16 protein-coding genes and 2 tRNA genes are annotated in these 21,715 nt (G+C 60.3%); 12 read left to right on the forward strand and 6 right to left on the reverse strand.

Features of this window, described 5'->3' with window-relative positions; translation table 11 throughout:
- Positions 1–135 precede the first annotated feature (135 nt).
- Positions 136–222, reverse strand: a tRNA-Leu gene (locus ACMDB8_RS02120).
- Between the two features lie 167 nt (positions 223–389).
- Positions 390–476, reverse strand: a tRNA-Leu gene (locus tag ACMDB8_RS02125).
- A gap of 225 nt (positions 477–701) precedes the next feature.
- Here ACMDB8_RS02125 and rnr point away from each other — a divergent pair.
- The 11 genes from rnr (at position 702) to ACMDB8_RS02180 (ending at position 17,563) form a co-directional block, all read left to right on the forward strand.
- The gene (gene rnr, locus ACMDB8_RS02130; protein ID WP_056725446.1) at positions 702–3,329 is read left to right on the forward strand and encodes a ribonuclease R; all 2,628 of its coding nucleotides are present in this window, start codon (positions 702–704) and stop codon (positions 3,327–3,329) included.
- The gene (rlmB, locus tag ACMDB8_RS02135; protein WP_007973273.1) at positions 3,326–4,093 is read left to right on the forward strand and encodes a 23S rRNA (guanosine(2251)-2'-O)-methyltransferase RlmB; all 768 of its coding nucleotides are present in this window, start codon (positions 3,326–3,328) and stop codon (positions 4,091–4,093) included. The genes rnr and rlmB overlap by 4 nt, the downstream gene beginning before the upstream one ends.
- A 289-nt stretch (positions 4,094–4,382) precedes the next feature.
- Positions 4,383–4,805 (forward strand): 30S ribosomal protein S6, encoded by a 423-nt coding sequence (gene rpsF / locus ACMDB8_RS02140; RefSeq protein ID WP_008048087.1) that lies wholly within the window; start codon positions 4,383–4,385, stop codon positions 4,803–4,805.
- Between the two features lie 28 nt (positions 4,806–4,833).
- Positions 4,834–5,064, forward strand: a complete 231-nt coding sequence (gene rpsR, locus ACMDB8_RS02145; RefSeq protein WP_002551829.1) for a 30S ribosomal protein S18 — start codon at positions 4,834–4,836, stop codon at positions 5,062–5,064.
- 36 nt (positions 5,065–5,100) lie between these two features.
- The gene (locus ACMDB8_RS02150) at positions 5,101–5,994 is read left to right on the forward strand and encodes a hypothetical protein (RefSeq protein ID WP_056725445.1); all 894 of its coding nucleotides are present in this window, start codon (positions 5,101–5,103) and stop codon (positions 5,992–5,994) included.
- 19 nt (positions 5,995–6,013) lie between these two features.
- Complete coding sequence (rplI, locus tag ACMDB8_RS02155) at positions 6,014–6,460, forward strand: 50S ribosomal protein L9 (RefSeq protein WP_007973276.1); 447 nt, start codon at positions 6,014–6,016, stop codon at positions 6,458–6,460.
- Positions 6,461–6,568: 108 nt separating this feature from the next.
- The gene (gene dnaB, locus ACMDB8_RS02160) at positions 6,569–7,966 is read left to right on the forward strand and encodes a replicative DNA helicase (RefSeq protein WP_056725443.1); all 1,398 of its coding nucleotides are present in this window, start codon (positions 6,569–6,571) and stop codon (positions 7,964–7,966) included.
- A 188-nt stretch (positions 7,967–8,154) separates the two neighbouring features.
- Positions 8,155–10,458, forward strand: a complete 2,304-nt coding sequence (locus ACMDB8_RS02165; protein WP_056725442.1) for a YgiQ family radical SAM protein — start codon at positions 8,155–8,157, stop codon at positions 10,456–10,458.
- A gap of 364 nt (positions 10,459–10,822) precedes the next feature.
- Complete coding sequence (locus tag ACMDB8_RS02170; protein ID WP_409078574.1) at positions 10,823–14,098, forward strand: DUF2126 domain-containing protein; 3,276 nt, start codon at positions 10,823–10,825, stop codon at positions 14,096–14,098.
- An 88-nt stretch (positions 14,099–14,186) separates the two neighbouring features.
- On the forward strand, positions 14,187–16,673 hold the full coding sequence (locus ACMDB8_RS02175; protein WP_409078575.1) for a circularly permuted type 2 ATP-grasp protein: 2,487 nt from the start codon (positions 14,187–14,189) through the stop codon (positions 16,671–16,673).
- Positions 16,673–17,563 carry a transglutaminase family protein gene (locus ACMDB8_RS02180; protein ID WP_223541723.1) on the forward strand — a complete coding sequence of 297 codons (891 nt, stop codon included), beginning with the start codon at positions 16,673–16,675 and terminating at the stop codon, positions 17,561–17,563. Before ACMDB8_RS02175 ends, ACMDB8_RS02180 begins: the two co-directional genes overlap by 1 nt.
- A 224-nt stretch (positions 17,564–17,787) precedes the next feature.
- Here the strand turns inward: ACMDB8_RS02180 and ACMDB8_RS02185 are convergent, their stop codons facing one another.
- Positions 17,788–17,967, reverse strand: a complete 180-nt coding sequence (locus ACMDB8_RS02185; RefSeq protein ID WP_007973286.1) for a hypothetical protein — start codon at positions 17,965–17,967, stop codon at positions 17,788–17,790.
- Positions 17,968–18,035: 68 nt separating this feature from the next.
- On the reverse strand, positions 18,036–18,623 hold the full coding sequence (locus ACMDB8_RS02190; protein ID WP_056725436.1) for a TIGR00730 family Rossman fold protein: 588 nt from the start codon (positions 18,621–18,623) through the stop codon (positions 18,036–18,038).
- A gap of 344 nt (positions 18,624–18,967) precedes the next feature.
- Between ACMDB8_RS02190 and azu the strand changes: the two genes are divergently transcribed.
- Entirely contained in the window at positions 18,968–19,414 is a 447-nt protein-coding gene (gene azu / locus ACMDB8_RS02195; protein WP_056725433.1) for an azurin, read from the forward strand.
- A gap of 150 nt (positions 19,415–19,564) precedes the next feature.
- Here the strand turns inward: azu and nadE are convergent, their stop codons facing one another.
- Together nadE and pncB are read right to left on the reverse strand one after the other, a co-directional pair.
- Positions 19,565–20,392, reverse strand: a complete 828-nt coding sequence (gene nadE, locus ACMDB8_RS02200) for an ammonia-dependent NAD(+) synthetase (RefSeq protein WP_056725430.1) — start codon at positions 20,390–20,392, stop codon at positions 19,565–19,567.
- A 4-nt stretch (positions 20,393–20,396) separates the two neighbouring features.
- Positions 20,397–21,623 carry a nicotinate phosphoribosyltransferase gene (gene pncB, locus ACMDB8_RS02205; protein ID WP_056725428.1) on the reverse strand — a complete coding sequence of 409 codons (1,227 nt, stop codon included), beginning with the start codon at positions 21,621–21,623 and terminating at the stop codon, positions 20,397–20,399.
- Between the last annotated feature and the right edge of the window lie 92 nt (positions 21,624–21,715).

Raw genomic sequence — 21,715 nt, forward strand, 5'->3', positions numbered from 1 at the left:
ACGATATTGCTTCTCAAATGCGCTTTGTGAGGTGAGCTCCTACAGGGGGCGTGTGTGGTTTTCAAATGCCAGAAACGCAAAAACCCGCTTTCGCGGGTTTCTGTGAAATCCAAGGTCTTGACCTTGGATTTGAATTGGTGCCCAGAAGAAGACTCGAACTTCCACGACCTTGCGGTCACCAGCACCTGAAGCTGGCGTGTCTACCAATTTCACCATCTGGGCATTCATCTTCAGCGTTGCCGCTGTTGATGTGGCGCACTATACGGAGAGCATTTTGATCTGTAAACCCCTGATTCTAAAAATAATAAACCAGTGGTCAAAAATGCAAAAACCCGCTTTCGCGGGTTTTTGTGTGAGCCTTGAAATTGAACTAATCTCAAGCTCGAAATTGGTGCCCAGAAGAAGACTCGAACTTCCACGACCTTGCGGTCACCAGCACCTGAAGCTGGCGTGTCTACCAATTTCACCATCTGGGCAGTATCGGCAACGTTGTCCGTCGTCGATGGCGCGCACTATACGGAGCGTCTTTTTAACTGTAAACCCCCGAGGTCAAAAAAACCTGGAAAATTTCGCCAGTGGTCTACAAAACTGCTTTGCGGTGTCGATACAGGGCTTTAGATGGGTCGTCTTAGCCTGAAATTTCCCGTTTCATTACGCCTATGCCAAACTAACCCGCATATAGACAAGGTGAAAACTCTCTAATGGCCGATTGGCAGTCCCTCGATCCCGAGGCCGCTCGTGAAGCGGAAAAATATGAAAACCCTATTCCTAGCCGCGAATTGATCCTTCAGCATCTTGCTGATCGAGGTTCGCCTGCTAACCGCGAGCAACTGGTCGAAGAGTTTGGTCTGACCACAGAAGACCAGATCGAAGCCCTGCGCCGCCGTCTGCGCGCCATGGAGCGCGATGCTCAACTCATCTATACCCGTCGCGGCACTTATGCGCCGGTGGACAAGCTTGATCTGATCCTGGGTCGCATCAGCGGTCACCGCGACGGCTTCGGCTTCCTGGTGCCGGACGACGGCAGCGATGACCTGTTCATGAGCCCGGCGCAGATGCGTCTGGTGTTCGATGGTGACCGTGCCCTGGCCCGTGTATCTGGCCTGGACCGTCGCGGTCGCCGCGAAGGCATGATCGTCGAAGTGGTGTCCCGCGCTCACGAAACCATCGTCGGCCGCTACTTCGAAGAGGGCGGCATCGGCTTCGTGGTTGCCGACAATCCGAAGATCCAGCAGGAAGTGCTGGTGACGCCAGGTCGTAACGCCAACGCGCAGATCGGTCAGTTCGTCGAAGTGAAGATCACTCACTGGCCGACGCCACGCTTTCAGCCGCAAGGCGATGTGGTTGAAGTCGTGGGCAACTACATGGCGCCGGGCATGGAGATCGATGTCGCCCTGCGCACCTACGACATTCCTCACGTCTGGCCTGACGCCGTGCTCAAGGAAGCCGGCAAGCTCAAGCCGGAAGTCGAAGAGAAAGACAAAGAGAAGCGCATCGACCTGCGCCATCTGCCGTTCGTCACCATCGACGGCGAAGATGCCCGCGACTTCGATGATGCGGTCTATTGCGAAGCCCGTCCGGGCAAGCTGCGCCTGTTCTCGGGTGGCTGGAAGCTGTACGTGGCGATTGCCGACGTATCCAGTTACGTGAAGCTCGGTTCGGCGCTGGATGCCGAAGCGCAGGTTCGCGGCAACTCGGTGTATTTCCCCGAGCGCGTGATCCCGATGCTGCCTGAGCAGCTGTCCAACGGTTTGTGCTCGCTGAACCCGCAAGTCGATCGTCTGGCCATGGTTTGCGAGATGACCATCTCCAAATCCGGCGAAATGACCGACTACTGCTTCTACGAAGCAGTGATCCACTCCCATGCCCGTCTGACCTACAACAAGGTCAGCGCCATGCTGGAAACGCCGAAAGCCACCGAAGGGCGCAAGCTGCGCGGTGAGTACACCGACGTTGTGCCGCACCTCAAGCAACTGTACTCGCTGTACAAGGTGTTGCTGGCGGCCCGTCACGTACGTGGCGCGATCGATTTCGAAACCCAGGAAACCCGGATCATCTTCGGTTCCGAGCGCAAGATCGCCGAAATCCGTCCGACCGTGCGCAACGATGCGCACAAGCTGATCGAGGAATGCATGCTGGCGGCCAACGTGGCCACCGCCGAGTTCCTTAAAAAGCACGAAATCCCGGCGCTGTATCGTGTCCACGATGGTCCGCCACCGGAGCGTCTGGAAAAGCTGCGCGCCTTCCTCGGCGAGCTCGGCCTGTCCCTGCACAAAGGCAAGGACGGTCCGTCGCCGAAGGATTACCAGGCATTGCTGGCCGGTATCAAGGATCGTCCGGATTTCCACCTGATCCAGACCGTCATGCTGCGTTCGTTGAGCCAGGCGGTGTACAGCGCCGATAACCAGGGCCACTTCGGCCTGAATTACGAGGCGTACACCCACTTCACTTCGCCGATCCGCCGCTACCCGGACTTGCTCACGCACCGGGCGATTCGCAGCGTGATCCATTCGAAACAGAACACCCCGCACGTTCGCCGTGCCGGTGCGATGACCATTCCGAAAGCGCGCATCTATCCGTACGACGAAGCGGCCCTGGAGCAACTCGGCGAGCAGTGCTCGATGAGCGAGCGCCGTGCCGACGAAGCGACCCGCGACGTAGTGAACTGGCTCAAGTGCGAGTTCATGAAAGACCGCGTGGGCGAATCGTTCCCGGGTGTGATCACCGCCGTGACCGGTTTTGGTCTGTTCGTCGAGCTTACAGACATTTATGTCGAAGGCCTGGTGCACGTCACCGCGCTGCCGGGCGATTACTACCACTTCGATCCTGTGCACCACCGCCTGGCCGGTGAGCGTACCGGTCGCAGCTTCCGCCTGGGCGATACCGTGGAAGTGCGGGTCATGCGCGTCGACCTCGACGAACGCAAGATCGACTTCGAGATGGCCGAGAAAACCATTAGCGCGCCGATCGGCCGCAAGAAGCGTGGCACCGAAAGCACCGCACCCGCAGCGAAAGTCGAAGCAGAACCGGCCCCGGCAAAAACCGGTCGTCGTCCTGCCAAGGAAAAGGCTGTAGAAGCCTATCGTCCGAGCGATGCGGCGGCGAAAAACGCCGAAGTGCGCAAAAGCCGTGAAATGAAGCAGGCGTTGCTGGCCGGTGCGAAAAGCGGCGGTAAAGCGGCGTCTGGGGGAAAGACCAGTCGGTCGACGCCTGACAAGGCCGTCGGCGGCAAGCCAGCCAAACCGAGCAAACATCGTAAAGGTCCGCCAAAAGCGGGCTCGGCTCCAGCCAAGAGTGGCGGGGCGCGTAAACCTAAGGCCAAGCCATGAGTCAGTTGGAAAAGATCTACGGCGTACATGCTGTAGAAGCGTTGTTGCGTCACCACCCGAAACGCGTGAAGCAGATCTGGTTGGCCGAAGGTCGCAATGACCCTCGGGTCCAGACGCTGATCGAACTGGCCAACGAAAACCGGGTCCAGGTCGGCCAGGCCGAGCGCCGTGAAATGGACGCCTGGGTTGAAGGCGTGCACCAGGGTGTGGTCGCGGACGTGAGTCCGAGCCAGGTCTGGGGCGAGGCGATGCTCGACGAGTTGCTCGATCGCACCGACGGCGCGCCGTTGTTGCTGGTGCTCGACGGCGTGACCGATCCGCACAACCTCGGCGCCTGCCTGCGTTCCGCCGATGCGGCGGGTGCGCTGGCGGTGATCGTGCCGAAGGACAAGTCGGCGACCCTGACTCCGGTTGTACGAAAAATCGCCTGCGGCGCGGCGGAAGTGATTCCGCTGGTTGCCGTGACCAACCTGGCGCGCACTCTGGAAAAACTCCAGCAGCGCGGCTTGTGGGTTGTCGGTACGGCCGGTGAAGCTGAGGTCAGCCTGTATGATCAGGATCTGACCGGCCCGACCATCCTGATCATGGGCGCTGAAGGCAAGGGCATGCGTCGCCTGACCCGCGAGCATTGCGACTACCTGGTGAACCTGCCGATGGCCGGCAGCGTCAGCAGCCTCAACGTTTCCGTGGCGACCGGCGTTTGTCTGTTCGAGGCGCAGCGCCAGCGCAGTGTCAAAGCCAAGGCTGCTGCCAAGAAATCCTGATCCACGCAGGCCCCCGTAGGAGCTGCCGAAGGCTGCGATCTTTTGATCTTGAAAATCAAAGTCAAAAGATCGCAGCCTTCGGCAGTTCCTACAGGTGTTCGGCATGTGGTTGAGGTGATTGTTCAAATAATCACCAATTACCTTGCACCTCCCTCGCCCCTTCTCTACAATTGCGCCCCTTGCTGCGATGGCAGGCACCAACGTGTCTAGCGTCCGCAAGTCCATAAGTGTCATTCACTCCTTGTCTGACCGCTTTTGAGCGGCAGGCTACAACCCGTAAGGAGCATTCATGCGTCATTACGAAATCATCTTTTTGGTCCACCCGGATCAAAGCGAGCAAGTCGGCGGCATGGTTGAGCGTTACACCAAGCTGATCGAAGAAGACGGCGGCAAAATCCACCGTCTGGAAGATTGGGGCCGTCGTCAACTGGCCTACGCAATCAACAATGTTCACAAGGCTCACTACGTGATGCTGAACGTTGAGTGCACTGGCAAGGCCCTGGCCGAGCTGGAAGACAACTTCCGCTACAACGATGCAGTGATCCGTAACCTGGTCATCCGTCGCGACGAAGCCGTTACCGGCCAGTCCGAGATGCTCAAGGCTGAAGAAAACCGCAGTGAGCGCCGTGAGCGTCGCGACCGTCCTGAGCACGAAGGCGCTGAAAGCGCTGATAGTGATGACAGCGACAACAGCGATAACGCTGACGAGTAATCCACGGACCTTTTAAGGAGCCAATTACATGGCACGTTTCTTCCGTCGTCGTAAATTCTGCCGCTTCACCGCTGAAGACGTGAAAGAGATCGATTACAAAGATCTCAACACTCTGAAAGCCTACGTATCCGAGACCGGCAAAATCGTTCCAAGCCGCATCACCGGTACCAAAGCTCGTTATCAGCGTCAGCTGGCCACCGCTATCAAGCGCGCCCGCTTCCTGGCCCTGCTGGCCTACACCGACAGCCACGGCCGCTGAGACCGGGCAGTCGACACGTAGCAAAGGATTGAATGCATGCGGGCCATAGCTGAGTTCATCATGCGCGGCCGTATGCAGGCCACTCTGGTAGTGGCTGGATGCGCGGCATTGCCGTTGTTGTATTGGTTGGGTGCTGCCGCCGGATGCCTTGTGCTCCTGCGGCGCGGATTGAGGGACGCCTTGGGCGTTCTTGCTCTGGGACTGCTGCCGGCATTGGCCTGGTGGCTTTACTCCGACGACCCACGGGCACTTCTGGTGCTGCTGGGGTCTGCGAGCCTTGCGTTGGTTTTGCGCGCAAGCGAGTCCTGGAACCGCGTGCTGCTGGTCAGCATAGCGATGGGAGTGGTGTTTTCAGTGGTGTTGGGGACAGCTTTTGCTCCCCAGATCGAGATGCTGGCGCAGGCTTTGATCAAAGTCATGCCGTCGCTCCTCGGCGATGTCTACCAGAAGTTGTCGGTAGACGAACAAGCGCGTTTCGCGTCCCTGATTGCACCGGTCCTGACCGGCCTGATTGCGGCGTTGTTGCAAATCGTCAGCTTGCTGAGCCTGCTTGTCGGGCGTTACTGGCAGGCGTTGTTGTACAACCCGGGCGGTTTTGGTCGCGAGTTTCGCGCCATCCGCATCCCGCTGTTGCCAGCGATGTTGCTGCTGGCGTGCATGCTTCTGGGGCCGAATCTCGGTTCACAGATGGCCATGTTGACGCCGTTGTGCAGCGTACCGCTGGTGTTCGCCGGGCTGGCCCTGATTCATGGGCTGGTGGCGCAGAAGCGACTGGCCAGGTTCTGGCTGGTGGGGTTGTACGTGACGCTGTTGCTGTTCATGCAGCTGATCTATCCGTTGCTGGTGGTCCTGGCCATCGTCGACAGCCTGATTGATTTTCGCGGTCGTTCGGCACCGAAAGATGCCGATAACGCGAACGGTGAAGGTTAAAAGTTAAGAGGATTTTCACATGCAACTGATCCTTCTGGAAAAAGTCACCAACCTGGGCAACCTGGGTGACAAAGTGAACGTTAAGGCTGGTTACGGTCGTAACTACCTGCTGCCTTACGGCAAAGCTACCGCTGCGACCCCAGCCAACCTGGCTGCGTTCGAAGAGCGTCGCGCTGAGCTGGAAAAAGCTGCAGCAGATCGCAAAGCATCGGCTGAAAGCCGCGCTGCCCAACTGGCCGAGCTGGAAGTGACCATCACTGCCACCGCTGGCGACGAAGGCAAGCTGTTCGGTTCGATCGGTACTCACGACATCGCTGACGCACTGACCGCCTCCGGCGTTGAAGTGCAGAAGAGCGAAGTTCGTCTGCCGAACGGCACCATCCGCAACGTAGGCGAATTCGACGTAGCCGTGCACCTGCACGCCGAAGTTGAAGCCACCGTACGCGTTGTCGTGGTAGCAGCTTAAGCAGCACTTGTCGGCTGGCACCCTCGGGTGCTTGCCGGTAACATCGGGCACGATCCTGTTTACAGGTCGTGCCCTTTGTCTTTCTGATTCCTCCAATTTCAAGTGGCCATGAACGATATCTCCGCTCCTGAGCAATACGATCTGCAAACCGCCGCGCTGAAAGTGCCGCCGCATTCCATCGAAGCCGAACAGGCTGTACTCGGTGGTCTGATGCTGGACAACAACGCCTGGGAGCGTGTGCTCGATCAAGTCTCCGACGGCGATTTCTATCGACATGACCACCGCCTGATTTTCCGTGCGATCGCCAAGCTGGCCGATCAGAACATGCCGATCGACGTCGTGACCCTGTCCGAGCAACTGGACAAGGAAGGTCAGACTTCTCAGGTCGGCGGGCTCGGTTACTTGGGCGAACTGGCGAAAAACACCCCGTCCGTCGCCAACATCAAGGCCTATGCGCAGATCGTTCGCGAGCGGGCGACGTTGCGCCAGCTGATTGGTATCAGTACCGAAATCGCCGACAGTGCGTTCAACCCTGAAGGTCGCACCGCCGCCGAGATTCTTGACGAAGCCGAACGGCAGATCTTCCAGATCGCCGAGGCCCGGCCAAAAACCGGTGGCCCGGTGGGCGTCAACGACCTGCTGACCAAGGCTATCGACCGCATCGACACCTTGTTCAACACCGACAACGCCATTACCGGCCTGTCCACGGGTTACACCGACCTCGACGAGAAAACCAGCGGCCTGCAACCGTCCGACCTGATCATCGTCGCCGGCCGTCCATCGATGGGTAAAACCACCTTTGCGATGAACCTGGTGGAAAACGCCGTGTTGCGCAGCGAGAAGGCCGTCCTGGTTTACTCCCTCGAGATGCCAGGCGAATCGCTGATCATGCGTATGCTGTCCTCCCTTGGCCGTATCGACCAGACCAAGGTCCGTTCCGGTCAGCTTGAAGACGACGACTGGCCGCGCCTGACCTCGGCGGTCAACCTGCTCAACGACCGCAAGCTGTTCATCGACGATACCGCCGGCATCAGCCCGTCGGAAATGCGCGCGCGGACCCGCCGTCTGGTGCGTGAACACGGCGAAGTCGGCCTGATCATGATCGACTACCTGCAACTGATGCAGATCCCGGGTTCCAGCGGTGACAACCGGACCAACGAGATTTCCGAGATCTCCCGATCCCTGAAAGCCCTGGCCAAGGAATTCAACTGCCCGGTGGTGGCACTTTCCCAGCTCAACCGTTCCCTGGAACAGCGCCCGAACAAGCGCCCGGTGAACTCCGACTTGCGGGAATCCGGAGCGATCGAGCAAGACGCCGACGTGATCATGTTCGTGTATCGCGACGAGGTGTATCACCCCGAGACCGAGCACAAGGGCATTGCCGAAATCATCATCGGCAAGCAGCGGAACGGGCCGATCGGCTTTATTCGCCTGGCCTTCATCGGTAAGTACACCCGCTTCGAGAACCTGGCGCCGGGTAGCTACAATTTTGATGATGACGAGTAATTTGTAGCGACTGATCGGTCCTCATCGCGAGCAAGCTCGCTCCCACAGGGATCACATTGAACCTGTGGGAGCGAGCTTGCTCGCGATGGGGTCACCGCAATTTCCGACCACAGCCGTCGGAATTGGTCAAAATTTGTGCTATATTCCGCGCCCGCGAAATTCAATGAAAGCCAACACCGGTTATCGACATGCAAGCAGCCAAGCCGTTATTTGACTATCCCAAGTACTGGGCCGAATGTTTCGGGCCAGCGCCGTTCCTGCCCATGAGCAGGGAGGAGATGGATCAGCTCGGCTGGGATTCCTGCGACATCATCATCGTCACCGGTGACGCCTACGTCGATCACCCGTCGTTCGGCATGGCGATCATCGGCCGGCTGCTGGAGTCCCAGGGTTTCCGCGTCGGGATCATTGCCCAACCGAACTGGCAGTCCAAAGACGACTTCATGAAGCTCGGCGAGCCGAACCTGTTCTTCGGTGTCGCGGCCGGCAACATGGACTCGATGATCAACCGCTACACCGCCGACAAGAAAATCCGTTCCGACGATGCCTACACGCCAGGTGGCCTGGCCGGCAAGCGTCCGGACCGCGCCAGCCTGGTCTACAGCCAGCGCTGCAAGGAAGCCTACAAGCACGTGCCGATCGTGCTCGGCGGCATCGAAGCGTCCCTGCGCCGCATCGCCCACTACGACTATTGGCAGGACCGTGTGCGTAACTCGATCCTGATCGACGCCAGCGCCGATATCCTGCTTTACGGCAACGCTGAGCGTGCGATTGTCGAAGTCGCCCAGCGCCTGTCCTACGGCCACAAGATCGAAGACATCACCGATGTGCGCGGCACCGCGTTCATCCGTCGCGACACGCCGCAGGGCTGGTACGAAGTGGACTCCACGCGTATCGACCGTCCGGGCAAGATCGACAAGATCATCAACCCGTACGTGAACACCCAGGACACCCAGGCCTGCGCCATCGAGCAGGAAAAAGGTTCGGTCGAGGATCCGCAGGAAGCCAAGGTCGTGCAGATCCTGGCCAGCCCGCGCATGACCCGTGACAAGACCGTGATTCGTCTGCCGTCGGTGGAAAAGGTCCGTAACGACGCGGTGCTCTACGCCCACGCCAACCGCGTGTTGCACCTGGAAACCAACCCGGGCAACGCCCGTGCGCTGGTACAGAAGCATGGCGAAGTCGACGTCTGGTTCAACCCGCCACCGATTCCGATGACCACCGAAGAAATGGACTACGTGTTCGGCATGCCTTATGCGCGCATTCCGCACCCGGCGTACGGCAAGGAGAAGATCCCGGCCTACGACATGATCCGTTTCTCGGTGAACATCATGCGTGGCTGCTTCGGCGGCTGCACCTTCTGCTCGATTACCGAGCACGAAGGCCGGATCATCCAGAACCGTTCCCACGAGTCGATCATTCGCGAAATCGAAGAAATTCGTGACAAAGTCCCGGGTTTTACCGGCGTGATCTCCGACCTCGGCGGCCCCACCGCGAACATGTACCGCATCGCCTGCAAGAGCCCGGAAATCGAATCCGCGTGCCGCAAGCCATCGTGCGTGTTCCCAGGTATCTGCCCGAACCTGAACACCGACCACTCGGCGCTGATCCAGCTGTACCGCAGTGCCCGTGAGTTGCCGGGTGTGAAGAAAATCCTGATCGCTTCCGGCCTGCGTTACGACCTCGCGGTCGAGTCGCCGGAGTACGTCAAGGAACTGGTGACCCACCACGTCGGTGGCTACCTGAAGATCGCCCCGGAACACACCGAGGAAGGTCCGCTCAACCAGATGATGAAACCGGGCATCGGCAGCTATGACAAGTTCAAGCGCATGTTCGAGAAGTACTCCAAGGAAGCGGGCAAGGAGCAGTACCTGATTCCGTACTTCATCGCGGCCCACCCGGGCACCACCGATGAAGACATGATGAACCTTGCCCTGTGGCTCAAGGGCAACGGCTTCCGTGCCGACCAGGTGCAGGCGTTCTACCCGTCGCCGATGGCCACCGCCACCGCGATGTACCACTCGGGCAAGAACCCGCTGCGCAAGGTCACCTACAAGAGTGACGCGGTAACCATCGTCAAGAGCGAAGAGCAGCGTCGTCTGCACAAGGCGTTCTTGCGTTATCACGACCCGAAAGGCTGGCCGATGCTGCGTGAGGCACTGACCCGCATGGGTCGCGCCGACCTGATCGGGCCGGGCAAGAACCAGTTGATTCCTTTGCACCAGCCGTCGACCGACAGCTACCAGAGCGCCCGGCGCAAGAACTCGACGCCGGCCGGCAGCCACAAGGTTGCAGGGGAAAAGACCACCAAGATCCTGACCCAGCACACCGGCCTGCCACCACGTGCCAGCGATGGCGGCAACCCGTGGGACAAGCGCGAACAGGCCAAGGCCGCGGCGTTCGCCCGCAACCAGCAGGCGGCCAAGGAACGCAAGGACGCGGCCAAGGGCAAGGGGCCAAAGCCGACCCGCAAGCCGGTCGTGCCGCGCTAAACCTCGCTTGAGCTGAACAGAACGCCAACCTTCGGGTTGGCGTTTTGCATTCAAGGCTGAAAGGTTTGTTGGAGCCACTGGCCCCTTCGCGGGCAAGCCCGCTCCCACAGGTTATTGGGGTTGCCCGCAGTTTTGTGTTCACAGCAAAACCCTGTGGGAGCGGGCTTGCCCGCGAAGAGGCCGGAACTGCCAACTAATTTCTGTCTGATCGCCACATTTATGTGCACCTGCGTCAAACCATTTCCCTGCATCGCCCGATTTTGGTGCTGTACTGCCTCAGGCAACCGAAGAAAGCGCCAGTGCTGCTGGATGGCATAAGTCTTGCGCGCTTTCCCATACGCTCAAGGCTCGCAGGAGGCACGCCGTGTCGATTCATGTCGCATTGCACCACGTCACGCATTACCGCTATGACCGCGCTGTCGAGCTCGGCCCGCAGATTGTTCGCCTGCGTCCCGCTGCCCACAGCCGCACGCGGATTCTGTCCTATGCGCTGAAAGTCTCCCCCGAACAGCACTTCATCAACTGGCAGCAGGACCCTCAGGGCAATTACCTGGCGCGGCTGGTGTTCCCGGAAAAAACCGAAGATTTGCGAATCGAAGTCGATCTGCTGGCCGAAATGGCGATCTTCAATCCGTTCGACTTCTTCCTCGAACCCTACGCGGAAAAAATCCCCTTCACCTATGCCGCGGATGAGCGCAAGGAGCTGGCGCCGTACCTGGAAACCCTGCCCCTGACGCCGAAGTTCAAGGCCTACCTGGACGGCATCGACCGCACTCCGTTGCCTGCCGTGGACTTTCTCGTCGCGCTCAACCAGCGCCTGAGCGAAGACATCGACTACCTGATCCGCATGGAACCCGGCGTACAAACACCTGAGCACACTCTCGATCAGGCCTCCGGTTCGTGCCGCGACTCCGCGTGGTTGCTGGTGCAATTGCTGCGCAACCTGGGGCTGGCGGCGCGTTTTGTGTCGGGTTACCTGATCCAGCTGACCGCCGACGTCAAAAGTCTCGACGGGCCGTCCGGCACCGAAGTGGATTTCACCGACCTGCACGCCTGGTGCGAGGTGTACTTGCCCGGTGCTGGCTGGATCGGCCTGGATGCGACTTCCGGGCTGTTTGCCGGTGAAGGACATATTCCTTTGGCCTGTAGTCCCGATCCGTCCTCAGCGGCGCCGATCAGTGGCCTGGTGGAACCCTGCGAGTGCGAATTCAGCCACGAAATGTCCGTGGAGCGGATTTGGGAGGCACCACGGGTCACCAAGCCCTACACCGACGACCAGTGGCTGGCGATCCAGGCCCTGGGCCGGCAGATCGATGCCGACCTGCTGGAGGGTGATGTACGCCTGACCATGGGCGGCGAGCCGACCTTCGTGTCCATCGATGACCCGGACGGCGCCGAATGGAATACCGCGGCATTGGGGCCGGATAAACGACGGTTGTCCTCCGAACTGTTCCAACGCATGCGTAAACACTACGCGCCCCAGGGGCTGGTGCATTTCGGGCAAGGCAAGTGGTACCCCGGCGAGCAACTGCCGCGCTGGTCGCTCAATTGCTACTGGCGCCGTGACGGCGTGCCGATCTGGCACAACAGCGCGCTGATCGCCGACGAGCAGGAAGACTACGGCGCCGACGGAGCACTGGCCGGGCGTTTTCTGGCGAGTGTCGCCGAACGCCTGAAAATTCCGACACGCTTTGTTTTTGCGGCCTACGAAGACAATTTCTATTACCTCTGGCGCGAAGGGATGCTGCCGCAAAACGTCAGCGCCGAAGACTCGCGCCTGGAAGAACCTCTGGAGCGTGCGCGCCTGCGCAAAGTATTCAGCCAAGGCCTGGACAAGGTGATTGGCCAGGTCCTTCCATTGGCGCGCACTGCCAAGGGCGATCAATGGCAGAGCGGCCGCTGGTATTTGCGCGACGAGCACTGCCGACTGGTGCCAGGGGACTCGCCGCTGGGCTATCGCTTGCCGCTGGGTTCGCAACCCTGGGTGAAAGCGGCGGAATATCCGTTCATTCATCCGCAAGACCCGAATCAAGACTTCCCGCCGCTGCCCGACACCACGCAACTGCAAAGCCAAAGCGAAGCTGCCGAGGTGCAGGAACGCGCACCGAAGATCGACGAGTCCGCCGACTGGCTGACCCGTACCGCCTTCTGCGCCGAGGCGCGGGCGGGTCGGTTGTACCTATTCATGCCGCCGCTGGAACGGGTCGAGGACTATCTCGAACTGGTCGCTGCCATCGAAGCCACCGCCGAAGAGCTGATGTGCCCGGTGTTGCTGGAAGGCTACGAGCCGCCGAGCGATCCACGCCTGAGCAACTTCCGCATCACCCCGGATCCGGGGGTGATCGAGGTCAACGTGCAGCCGTCCGCGACCTGGGATGAGTTGGTCGAGCGCACAGAATTCCTCTACGAAGAAGCGCGCCAGACCCGGCTGACCACCGAGAAATTCATGATCGACGGCCGACACACCGGCACGGGCGGCGGTAACCACTTTGTGCTGGGTGGCGCGACGCCGGGGGACTCGCCGTTTTTGCGTCGCCCGGATCTGCTGCGCAGCCTGATCAGCTACTGGCACAACCATCCGTCGCTGTCCTACCTGTTTTCCGGATTGTTCATCGGCCCGACGTCCCAGGCGCCCCGTGTCGACGAAGCGCGCAACGATGCCTTGTACGAGTTGGAAATTGCCTTCGCACAGATGCCTGAACCGGGTGAAGAATGTCCGCCATGGTTGGTGGACCGGCTGCTGCGCAATCTGCTGATCGATGTGACCGGCAATACCCACCGTGCCGAGTTCTGCATCGACAAACTCTATTCGCCGGACGGTGCCACCGGGCGCCTGGGGTTGCTGGAGCTGCGTGCGTTCGAGATGCCGCCCCATGCCCGAATGAGCCTGGCGCAACAGCTGTTGCTGCGGGCGCTGGTCGCGCGGTTCTGGCGCGAGCCCTATGCACCGCCGAAACTGGCGCGCTGGGGCACGGAGCTGCACGATCGCTTCCTGTTGCCGCACTTTATCGAGCAAGACTTCGCCGATGTCATCGTCGACCTCAACGCCGCCGGTTATCCGGTGCGGGCGGAATGGTTCGCCGCGCATCTGGAGTTCCGTTTCCCCAAGGTTGGCGACTACGCCGTCAGCGGCATTGCATTGGAACTGCGCCAGGCGCTCGAACCCTGGCACGTGCTGGGCGAAGAGGGCGCCATGGGCGGTACGGTGCGTTACGTGGATTCGTCGCTGGAGCGCTTGCAGGTCAAGCTCAGCGGCTTGCCGCCCCAGCGTTATCTGCTGACCTGCAACGGCATTCCGGTGCCCTTGCAGCCCACCGGACGTGTAGGCGAATTCGTCGCGGGCGTGAGATTTCGCGCCTGGCAACCGGCCAACTGCCTGCAACCGACCATCCCGGTGCACGCGCCGCTGGTGTTCGACCTGCTCGACACCTGGATGCAGCGCTCGCTGGGCGGTTGCCAGTACCACGTGGCCCATCCGGGCGGGCGCAACTACGACAGCTTGCCGGTCAATGCCAATGAAGCGGAGAGCCGGCGAATGGCGCGGTTCTTCCGCATCGGACACACGCCGGGAAAACTTCCTGTACCCAATGTGGAAATTAATGACGAGCTACCTATGACACTCGATTTGCGACGTTTCTAAACCGTACGCGACGCTCGGATTTTTCGTATATCCGGGCGTCACGAGCCTGCGTTAGTCTGACCGTTCATTGCTGTCTGCCGAGCTTTCCATGCCTGACCTGCTAGACCGCTACCCGCTGACGGCGGGCACCTATCACGAACTGCTCGACGACAGTGGCGCCGTGCGCCCGCACTGGTGCCGGCTGTTTGAGCAGTTGCAACGCAGCACGCCGGCGCAGCTGGTGCAGCGTCAGGCCCTGCTGACCCGGCAGATTCAGGAAAACGGCGTTACCTATAACGTCTATGCCGATCCCAAGGGTGCGGACCGGCCGTGGGAGCTGGACCTGCTGCCCCATGTCATCGCAGCTGATGAGTGGCAACAGTTGTCGGCGGGCATCGCTCAGCGGGCGCGCTTGCTCAATGCCGTGCTGGCTGACCTTTACGGTCCGCAACGGCTGATTGCCGAAGGTCTGCTGCCCGCCGAGCTGGTGTTCGGTCACAACAACTTCCTTTGGCCCTGCCAGGGTATCAGCCCGCCCGACGGGGCCTTTCTGCATCTGTATGCCGTGGATCTGGCGCGCACACCCGATGGTCGCTGGTGGGTGACGGCGGATCGTACCCAGGCGCCTTCGGGAGCCGGGTATGCGCTGGAAAACCGCACGATTGTGTCCCGGGCCTTTCCCGAGTTGTACCGCGATTTGAAAGTGCAGCACCTGGCCGGGTTCTTCCGCACCTTGCAGGAAACCCTTGCCCGTCAGGCCCCGAGTGACGGGGACGCGCCGTTGGTGGTACTGCTGACACCGGGGCGTTTCAACGAAAGCTATTTTGAACATTTGTATCTGGCTCGCCAGCTCGGTTATCCGCTGGTGGAGGGCGGCGACCTGACGGTGCGCGACGCCACGGTCTACTTGAAAACACTGAGTGGCCTGCGTCGGGTTCACGCGATCATGCGTCGGCTTGATGACGATTTCTGCGACCCGCTGGAACTGCGTACCGACTCAGCCCTCGGCGTGCCGGGCCTGCTGGAAGCCGTGCGGCAGGGGCGGGTGCTGGTGGCCAACGCCCTCGGCAGCGGAGTGCTGGAGTCGCCCGGTTTGTTGGGCTTCCTGCCGAAGATCAATCAATTCCTGTTTGGCGAAGAACTGATCCTGCCGTCCATCGCCACCTGGTGGTGTGGCGAAGCGCCGGTTCTGGCCCAGGCCCTGGAGAAACTGCCGGAACTGCTGATCAAGCCGGCGTTTCCGTCCCAGAGCTTTGCTCCGGTATTTGGCCGGGATTTGAGTGAAAAACAGCGCCAGGAACTCGCCGAGCGCATGCAGGCTCGGCCCTACGCCTATGTGGCGCAAGAACTCGCGCAGTTGTCCCAGGCGCCGATCTGGCAAGCCGAAGACGGTCAATTGCAACCCCGCGCCATCGGCATGCGCGTGTATGCGGTGGCCAGTCGCGTGGGATATCGGGTATTGCCCGGTGGCTTGACCCGGGTCGCCGCCCAAGCCGATGCCGAAGTGGTGTCGATGCAGCGCGGCGGCGCCAGCAAGGACACCTGGGTGTTGGGCGAGCGTGCGCCCAGTGGCGAACAATGGAAGGCCCAGCGCAACATCGGCGTTCACGATCTGGTGCGGCGCGATCCGTACCTGCCGTCGCGAGTCGTGGAAAACCTGTTCTGGTTCGGTCGTTACTGCGAGCGTTGCGACGACAGTGCCCGTTTGCTGCGCATCATGTTGGCGCTCTATGTCGACGGCGACGACCCGCAAGCCCTGCAGGCCGCTGTGGACCTCGGCGAACGGCTGATATTGCTGCCCGAGGAGGGCGAGTTGCAGGAGCGCCTGTTGGCGGCGTTGCTCGGTGATGACTGGCCGTTCAGCCTGCGTTCCAACCTGCAGCGCTTGCAGTGGGCTGCTTCGCAGGTGCGCGGCAAGCTCTCGCGGGAAAACTGGCAGGCGCTGGTGGAGTTGCAGCGCGAAGCCATGGAGCTGGAAACCGAAGAGCCGGATTTCGGCGAGCTGCTGGATTTCCTCAACCGTCTGGTGATGTCCCTGGCGGCGCTGTCCGGCTTTGCACTGGACGACATGACCCGGGACGAAGGCTGGCGTTTCCTGATGATTGGCCGACGGATCGAGCGCCTGCAATTTCTCAGCGGCAGCCTGGCGGCCTTCCTTCGGGGCGCCGGGGCTTTTGACCAGGCCGGGCTGGAATGGCTGCTGGAACTGGGCAACAGCAGCATCACCTACCGTTCTCGATACCTGGCGGTGGCACAGTTGATCCCGGTGCTCGACCTGCTTTTGCTCGACGAGCAGAACCCTCATGCCGTGTTGTTCCAGTTGAAACTGGTGACCCGCACCCTCAAGCGTCTCAACGATGACTTTGGCGTGCCGCGTGAAGCCGCGTTGCCACAATTGGTCGAGCGTCTGGCGCGATTCGATCTGGGCTGCCTGGAAAACCCGCTGTTCGGCGACGCCAGTGTTCGCGCCGCCATCGAGGGGCTGGCCGCGCTGCTGCAAGAGATCGCCGACGCCAGCGGGCAGGTTTCCGATCGCCTGGCGCTGCGGCATTTCGCCCATGTCGATGATGTCAGCCAACGCACGGTGTCCGTCTGATGAGTGCTCATTACCAGATTTTCCACGACACCCATTACCACTACGACAGCCCGGTGTCCCTGGCCCAGCAACTGGCGCATTTGTGGCCGCGGCCTTGTGCCTGGCAGCGCTGCACCGACCGGCAATTGCAGATCAGCCCCGAGCCGACCTCGCGTCGGGATGAACTGGATGTGTTCGGTAATCCGCTGACCCGGCTGGCGTTCGAGCGTCCTCATGATGAATTGCTGGTCAACGCCAGCCTGACCATTGAAGTGCTGCCCCGGCCTGCGTTGGACTTCAATCGGTCACCCGCGTGGGAACAGACCCGTAGCGCGCTGACCTACAGCAGCCAGCCGCTGTCGCCCGAGCTACTCGAAGCCTGCCGATACCGGTTTGAATCGCCGTATGTGCATTTGAAGAAAAACTTCGTCGAGTTCTCGCAAAGCTGTTTTCCGCCCGGTCGAGCGTTATTGCTCGGCGTGCAGGCGCTGATGGAGAAAATCTTCAGCGAGTTCACCTTCGATGCCGAGGCGACCCAGGTGGCGACGCCGCTGGTGGAGGTGCTGGAGCGTCGGCGCGGGGTCTGTCAGGACTTTGCCCACCTGATGCTCGCTTGCGTACGTTCCAGAGGGTTGGCGGCGCGCTACATCAGCGGCTACTTGCTGACTCAGCCACCCCCGGGCCAGCCTCGGCTTATCGGCGCCGATGCGTCCCACGCCTGGGTCTCGGTGTTTTGTCCGGTGCTGGGGTGGGTGGATTTCGATCCGACCAACAATGTGCAACCGGCACTGGAGCACATCACCCTGGCCTGGGGCCGGGATTTTTCCGATGTGTCGCCGTTGCGGGGGGTGATTCTGGGTGGGGGCAACCATGATCCGGAAGTGCGTGTGACCGTGATGCCACTGGATTAACGCAGGTCAAAATGTGGGAGCGGGCTTGCTCGCGAAAGCAATTTCATATTCAACAAGGATGTTGCCTGACACTGCGCTTTCGCGAGCAAGCCCGCTCCCACAGGGGGTGTGCAGTGGTTTCTGGAAAGGGGTATTTCAGACTGGCCTGTGAGGGTCGACAGCAAAGCTGCCAACCCTGGACACAGATCCGGTGGGCCTGATCAGGTTATCGGGCCCGGAGGTTCTCAGGCGTCAGGCGCCGAGTCTTTCGGTGCATCAACATCGTCTTCTGCCGCCACTTCACCCTCAGGGTTCAGTGCCGCTTCTTCAGCTGTAGCTTTCTTGCGCTGAAGCTTTTCCTCTTTCTTCTGCTCCTTGGCCAAGTCTCTCTGACGTTTGGCGAAGGAATAATTAGGTTTAGCCATGGGCGATCCTCTGGGGTCGAAGGTGAGGTTGAGCGGCGCATATTCTGCCCTGTATCGGTGCCGAGCCGTTAGCTGGGTTTTTGCTCGGCCCATTTTGGCGCTACGGACGGTTGCCAGGCATCCAGAGCATCGAGCAGGGTTTGCGGCGATTCGCTCACTTGCAGCATGTCACGGTGCTGCCCGCGAACGAAGCCTTCGCCGACGATGTGATCAAGAAAAGACGTCAATTTGCTGTAGAAACCGTTCACTTCCAGCAAACCCAGCGGTTTTCCGTGGTAGCCGAGCTGGCCCCAGGTCCAGACTTCGAACAGTTCTTCGAGGGTGCCAAGGCCACCGGGCAGCGCGATAAAGGCATCGCTTAGCTCGGCCATCCGGGCCTTGCGCGCGTGCATGCCATCGACGACTTCCAGGCGAGTCAGGCCGCTGTGGCCGATTTCCTTGTCCTTGAGGCTTTGCGGGATGATGCCGATCACTTCACCGCCGGCCGCCAGGGCCGCATCGGCGACGATGCCCATCAGGCCCACGGCGCCACCGCCATACACCAGGGTCAGCTTGCGCTCGGCCAACGCCCGGCCAAGGGCCACGGCTGCTTCGCGGTAAGCCGGGTTGGTGCCGGTGCTGGCACCACAAAATACACAAACGGATATTAAAGACATGCCTTGCTCCATGGTCGATCAGGGCCACAGAGTAAAGGCAGGCGCACGGCACTCCAAGGGCTAGACTTGTTGTTCCGGAGTTTCGTACGTACCGCTGGCGCCGCAGGCATAGGCGGCGAGCAAACTGCACAACAGGCTGTTGATTGACATGACAGACGTTCCATTTGAAGGGGGACGGTCTGATGATAGGCCCGGGCCAGACGCTTGGCCGGTAGATATTTCGCATCGGTGTCATAGCGCGAAAGTTGTATACAATTTTTGATTCAAGTCATATGAACTTGCGAGGTTTTCAGGCAGTCTTCTGTTTATTCGCGATTTCGTTAACCCTGCCTTGGAGATTCACCATGTTTGCCAAACTTGTTGCGGTATCCCTGTTGACACTGGCCAGTAGCCAATTGATGGCTGCAGAGTGCAAAGTCACTGTCGACTCCACCGACCAGATGTCTTTCGACACGAAGGCCATTGAAATCGACAAGAGCTGCAAGACGTTTACCGTGGAGCTCAAGCACTCCGGCAGCTTGCCGAAGAACGTCATGGGCCATAACTGGGTGCTGAGTAAAGAAGCCGACATGCAGCCGATCGCCACCGACGGCCTGAGCGCCGGCATCGACAAGAACTACCTGAAGGAAGGCGACGCCCGCGTGATTGCCCACACCAAGGTCATCGGCGCTGGCGAGACAGACTCGGTGACCTTCGATGTGTCCAAGTTGGATGCGGCTCAAAAGTACGGTTTCTTCTGCTCGTTCCCGGGCCACATCTCGATGATGAAAGGTACGGTTACCCTGAAGTAATCGAATCGCAGTCATAAAAAAAGCGTCCTTAGTGGACGCTTTTTTTGCACTTGTAGGAGCTGCCGCAGGCTGCGATCTTTTGATCTTGAACATCAAAAGATCGCAGCCTCGTTTTACTCGACAGCTCCTACACGCTCCTGCGCGCAGGCGTTACGGCGCAAACGGCATCACCCGCTTGTGATGGGTCTTGTTGTACGTATCAACAATGATCTTGAACGCCTCTTCACGCACCGGTTCGCCGTGCAGGAAGGCGTCGATCTCGGTGTAGGTCACGCCGTGGGAGGCTTCGTCCGGTTTGCCCGGCGACAGGTCTTCAAGGTCGGCGGTCGGGACTTTCTCCACTAGCGACTCCGGCGCGCCGAAGCTGCGGGCGATGGCGCGGACCTGGTTTTTCACCAGGCCACTCAGTGGCGCCAGATCGCAGGCGCCGTCACCGAACTTGGTGAAGAAACCCATCACCGCTTCCGCCGCGTGATCGGTGCCGATCACCAGGCCATGGGCCGCGCCGGCGATGGTGTACTGGGCGACCATGCGCATGCGCGCCTTGGTGTTGCCGAGCACGAAGTCCACCGACACCGCATGTTTGCCTTCGAAGGCCGCCACTTCATTGGCCAGGGATTTGACCGCCGCGCCGATGTTCACGGTGTGGCGCTCGTCCGGCTTGATGAAATCCACCGAAGCCTGGGCGTCGTGCTCATCGAACTGGGTTTCGTAGGGCAGGCGCACGGCGATGAACTTGTAGGCGGCATCACCGCTGCGCTGGCGCAGTTCACGGACGGCCCTTTGGGCCAGCAGGCCAGCGGTCAGGGAGTCGACACCACCACTGATGCCCAGTACCAGGGTCTTGAGCCCGGAGTTGACCAGGCAGTCCTGAATGAAGGTCACCCGCCGGGCGACTTCGGCCTCAAGGGCGGCTTCGTCGGCGAATGGCGGCTGGACCTTGAGCTGTTCAGCAATCTCACGCTGTACGGCTTGCATGAATTCACTCCTTGCTTGATGTACTTGAAAGGGTGGCAGGAACCTGGAAAACGTGTCGCAAGTAAGCGACGAAATTCGGGTCTTTGCAGTGCGTCTTGCCTGGCTCGTCGGAGATCTTCGCCACCGGCTGGCCGTTGCAGGCGGCCATTTTAAGCACGATGCTCATCGGTTCGACACCCGGAATATCACAGGTCAGGTTGGTGCCGATGCCGAAGCTGACATTGATCCGACCGCGCAGCGCCCGGAATATTTCCAGGCACTTGGGCAATGTCAGGCTGTCGGAGAAGGTCAGCGTCTTGCTCATCGGGTCGATGCCGAGCTTGTGATAGTGGGCGATGGCTTTTTCCGCCCAGACCACCGGATCGCCTGAATCGTGGCGCAAACCGTCGAAAAGCTTGGCGAAAAACAGATCGAAATCGCCGAGGAAGGCATCCATGGTGATGCAGTCGGTCAGGGCAATCCCCAGCAGGCCACGGTATTCGCGGACCCAGCAATCGAGGGCGGCGATCTGGCTGTCGATCAGCCGCGGGCCGAGTTGTTGGTGCGCCATGATCCATTCGTGGGCCATGGTGCCCAAGGGTTTCATGTCCAGTTCCCGGGACAGATGCACGTTGCTGGTGCCGACGAAGCGTCCGGGGAAATCGTGCTTGAGCACGTTCACCACTTCTTCCTGCACCCGATACGAGAAGCGACGGCGGGTGCCGAAATCGGCCACCTGCAATTCCGACAATTCATCACTGCTGGCGTTGGCACTCAGCCAGTCGAACTTGCGGTAGAGCTGCTCGCGGGCCTGCTCCAGCACGACTTCGCGGTAGCGATAGCGGTTGCGCACCTCGCTGACCAGGGCCAGCAGCGGCACTTCGAACAGGATCACATGCAGCCAGGGGCCACGCAGGCGGATAAACAGCTCACCGTTTTCGATGCCGGTGTGGATGTAGCGCAGGTTGAAGCGAAACAAACCGAGAAAACGCAGGAAGTCCGGCTTCAGGAAGCTGATGCGCTCCAGAAAGCTCAACTGGTCGGCGCTCAGGCTCAGTTCGGACAGGCGCTCGATCTGGAAGCGGATTTCCGCCAGATACGGGCGCAAGTCCTCGCCGTTACGGCACCGAAACTCCCATTCGACTTCGACGTTCGGGTAGTTGTGCAGCACCGCCTGCATCATCGTCAGTTTGTAGAAGTCGGTGTCGAGCAGGTTCTGCACGATGCGATCGGCAAACACACTCTCGCTCATAACGGGAATCTCCAGCGTTGCAGCGGTATTGATCGGTGGCGCTAGTGGCGCATATCAGTAGCAAGGAATGCCAGCGATTTCTTGGAACGCAG

The organism is Pseudomonas monachiensis (genome assembly GCF_047345015.1).
Taxonomy (GTDB): Bacteria; Pseudomonadota; Gammaproteobacteria; order Pseudomonadales; family Pseudomonadaceae; genus Aquipseudomonas; species Aquipseudomonas monachiensis.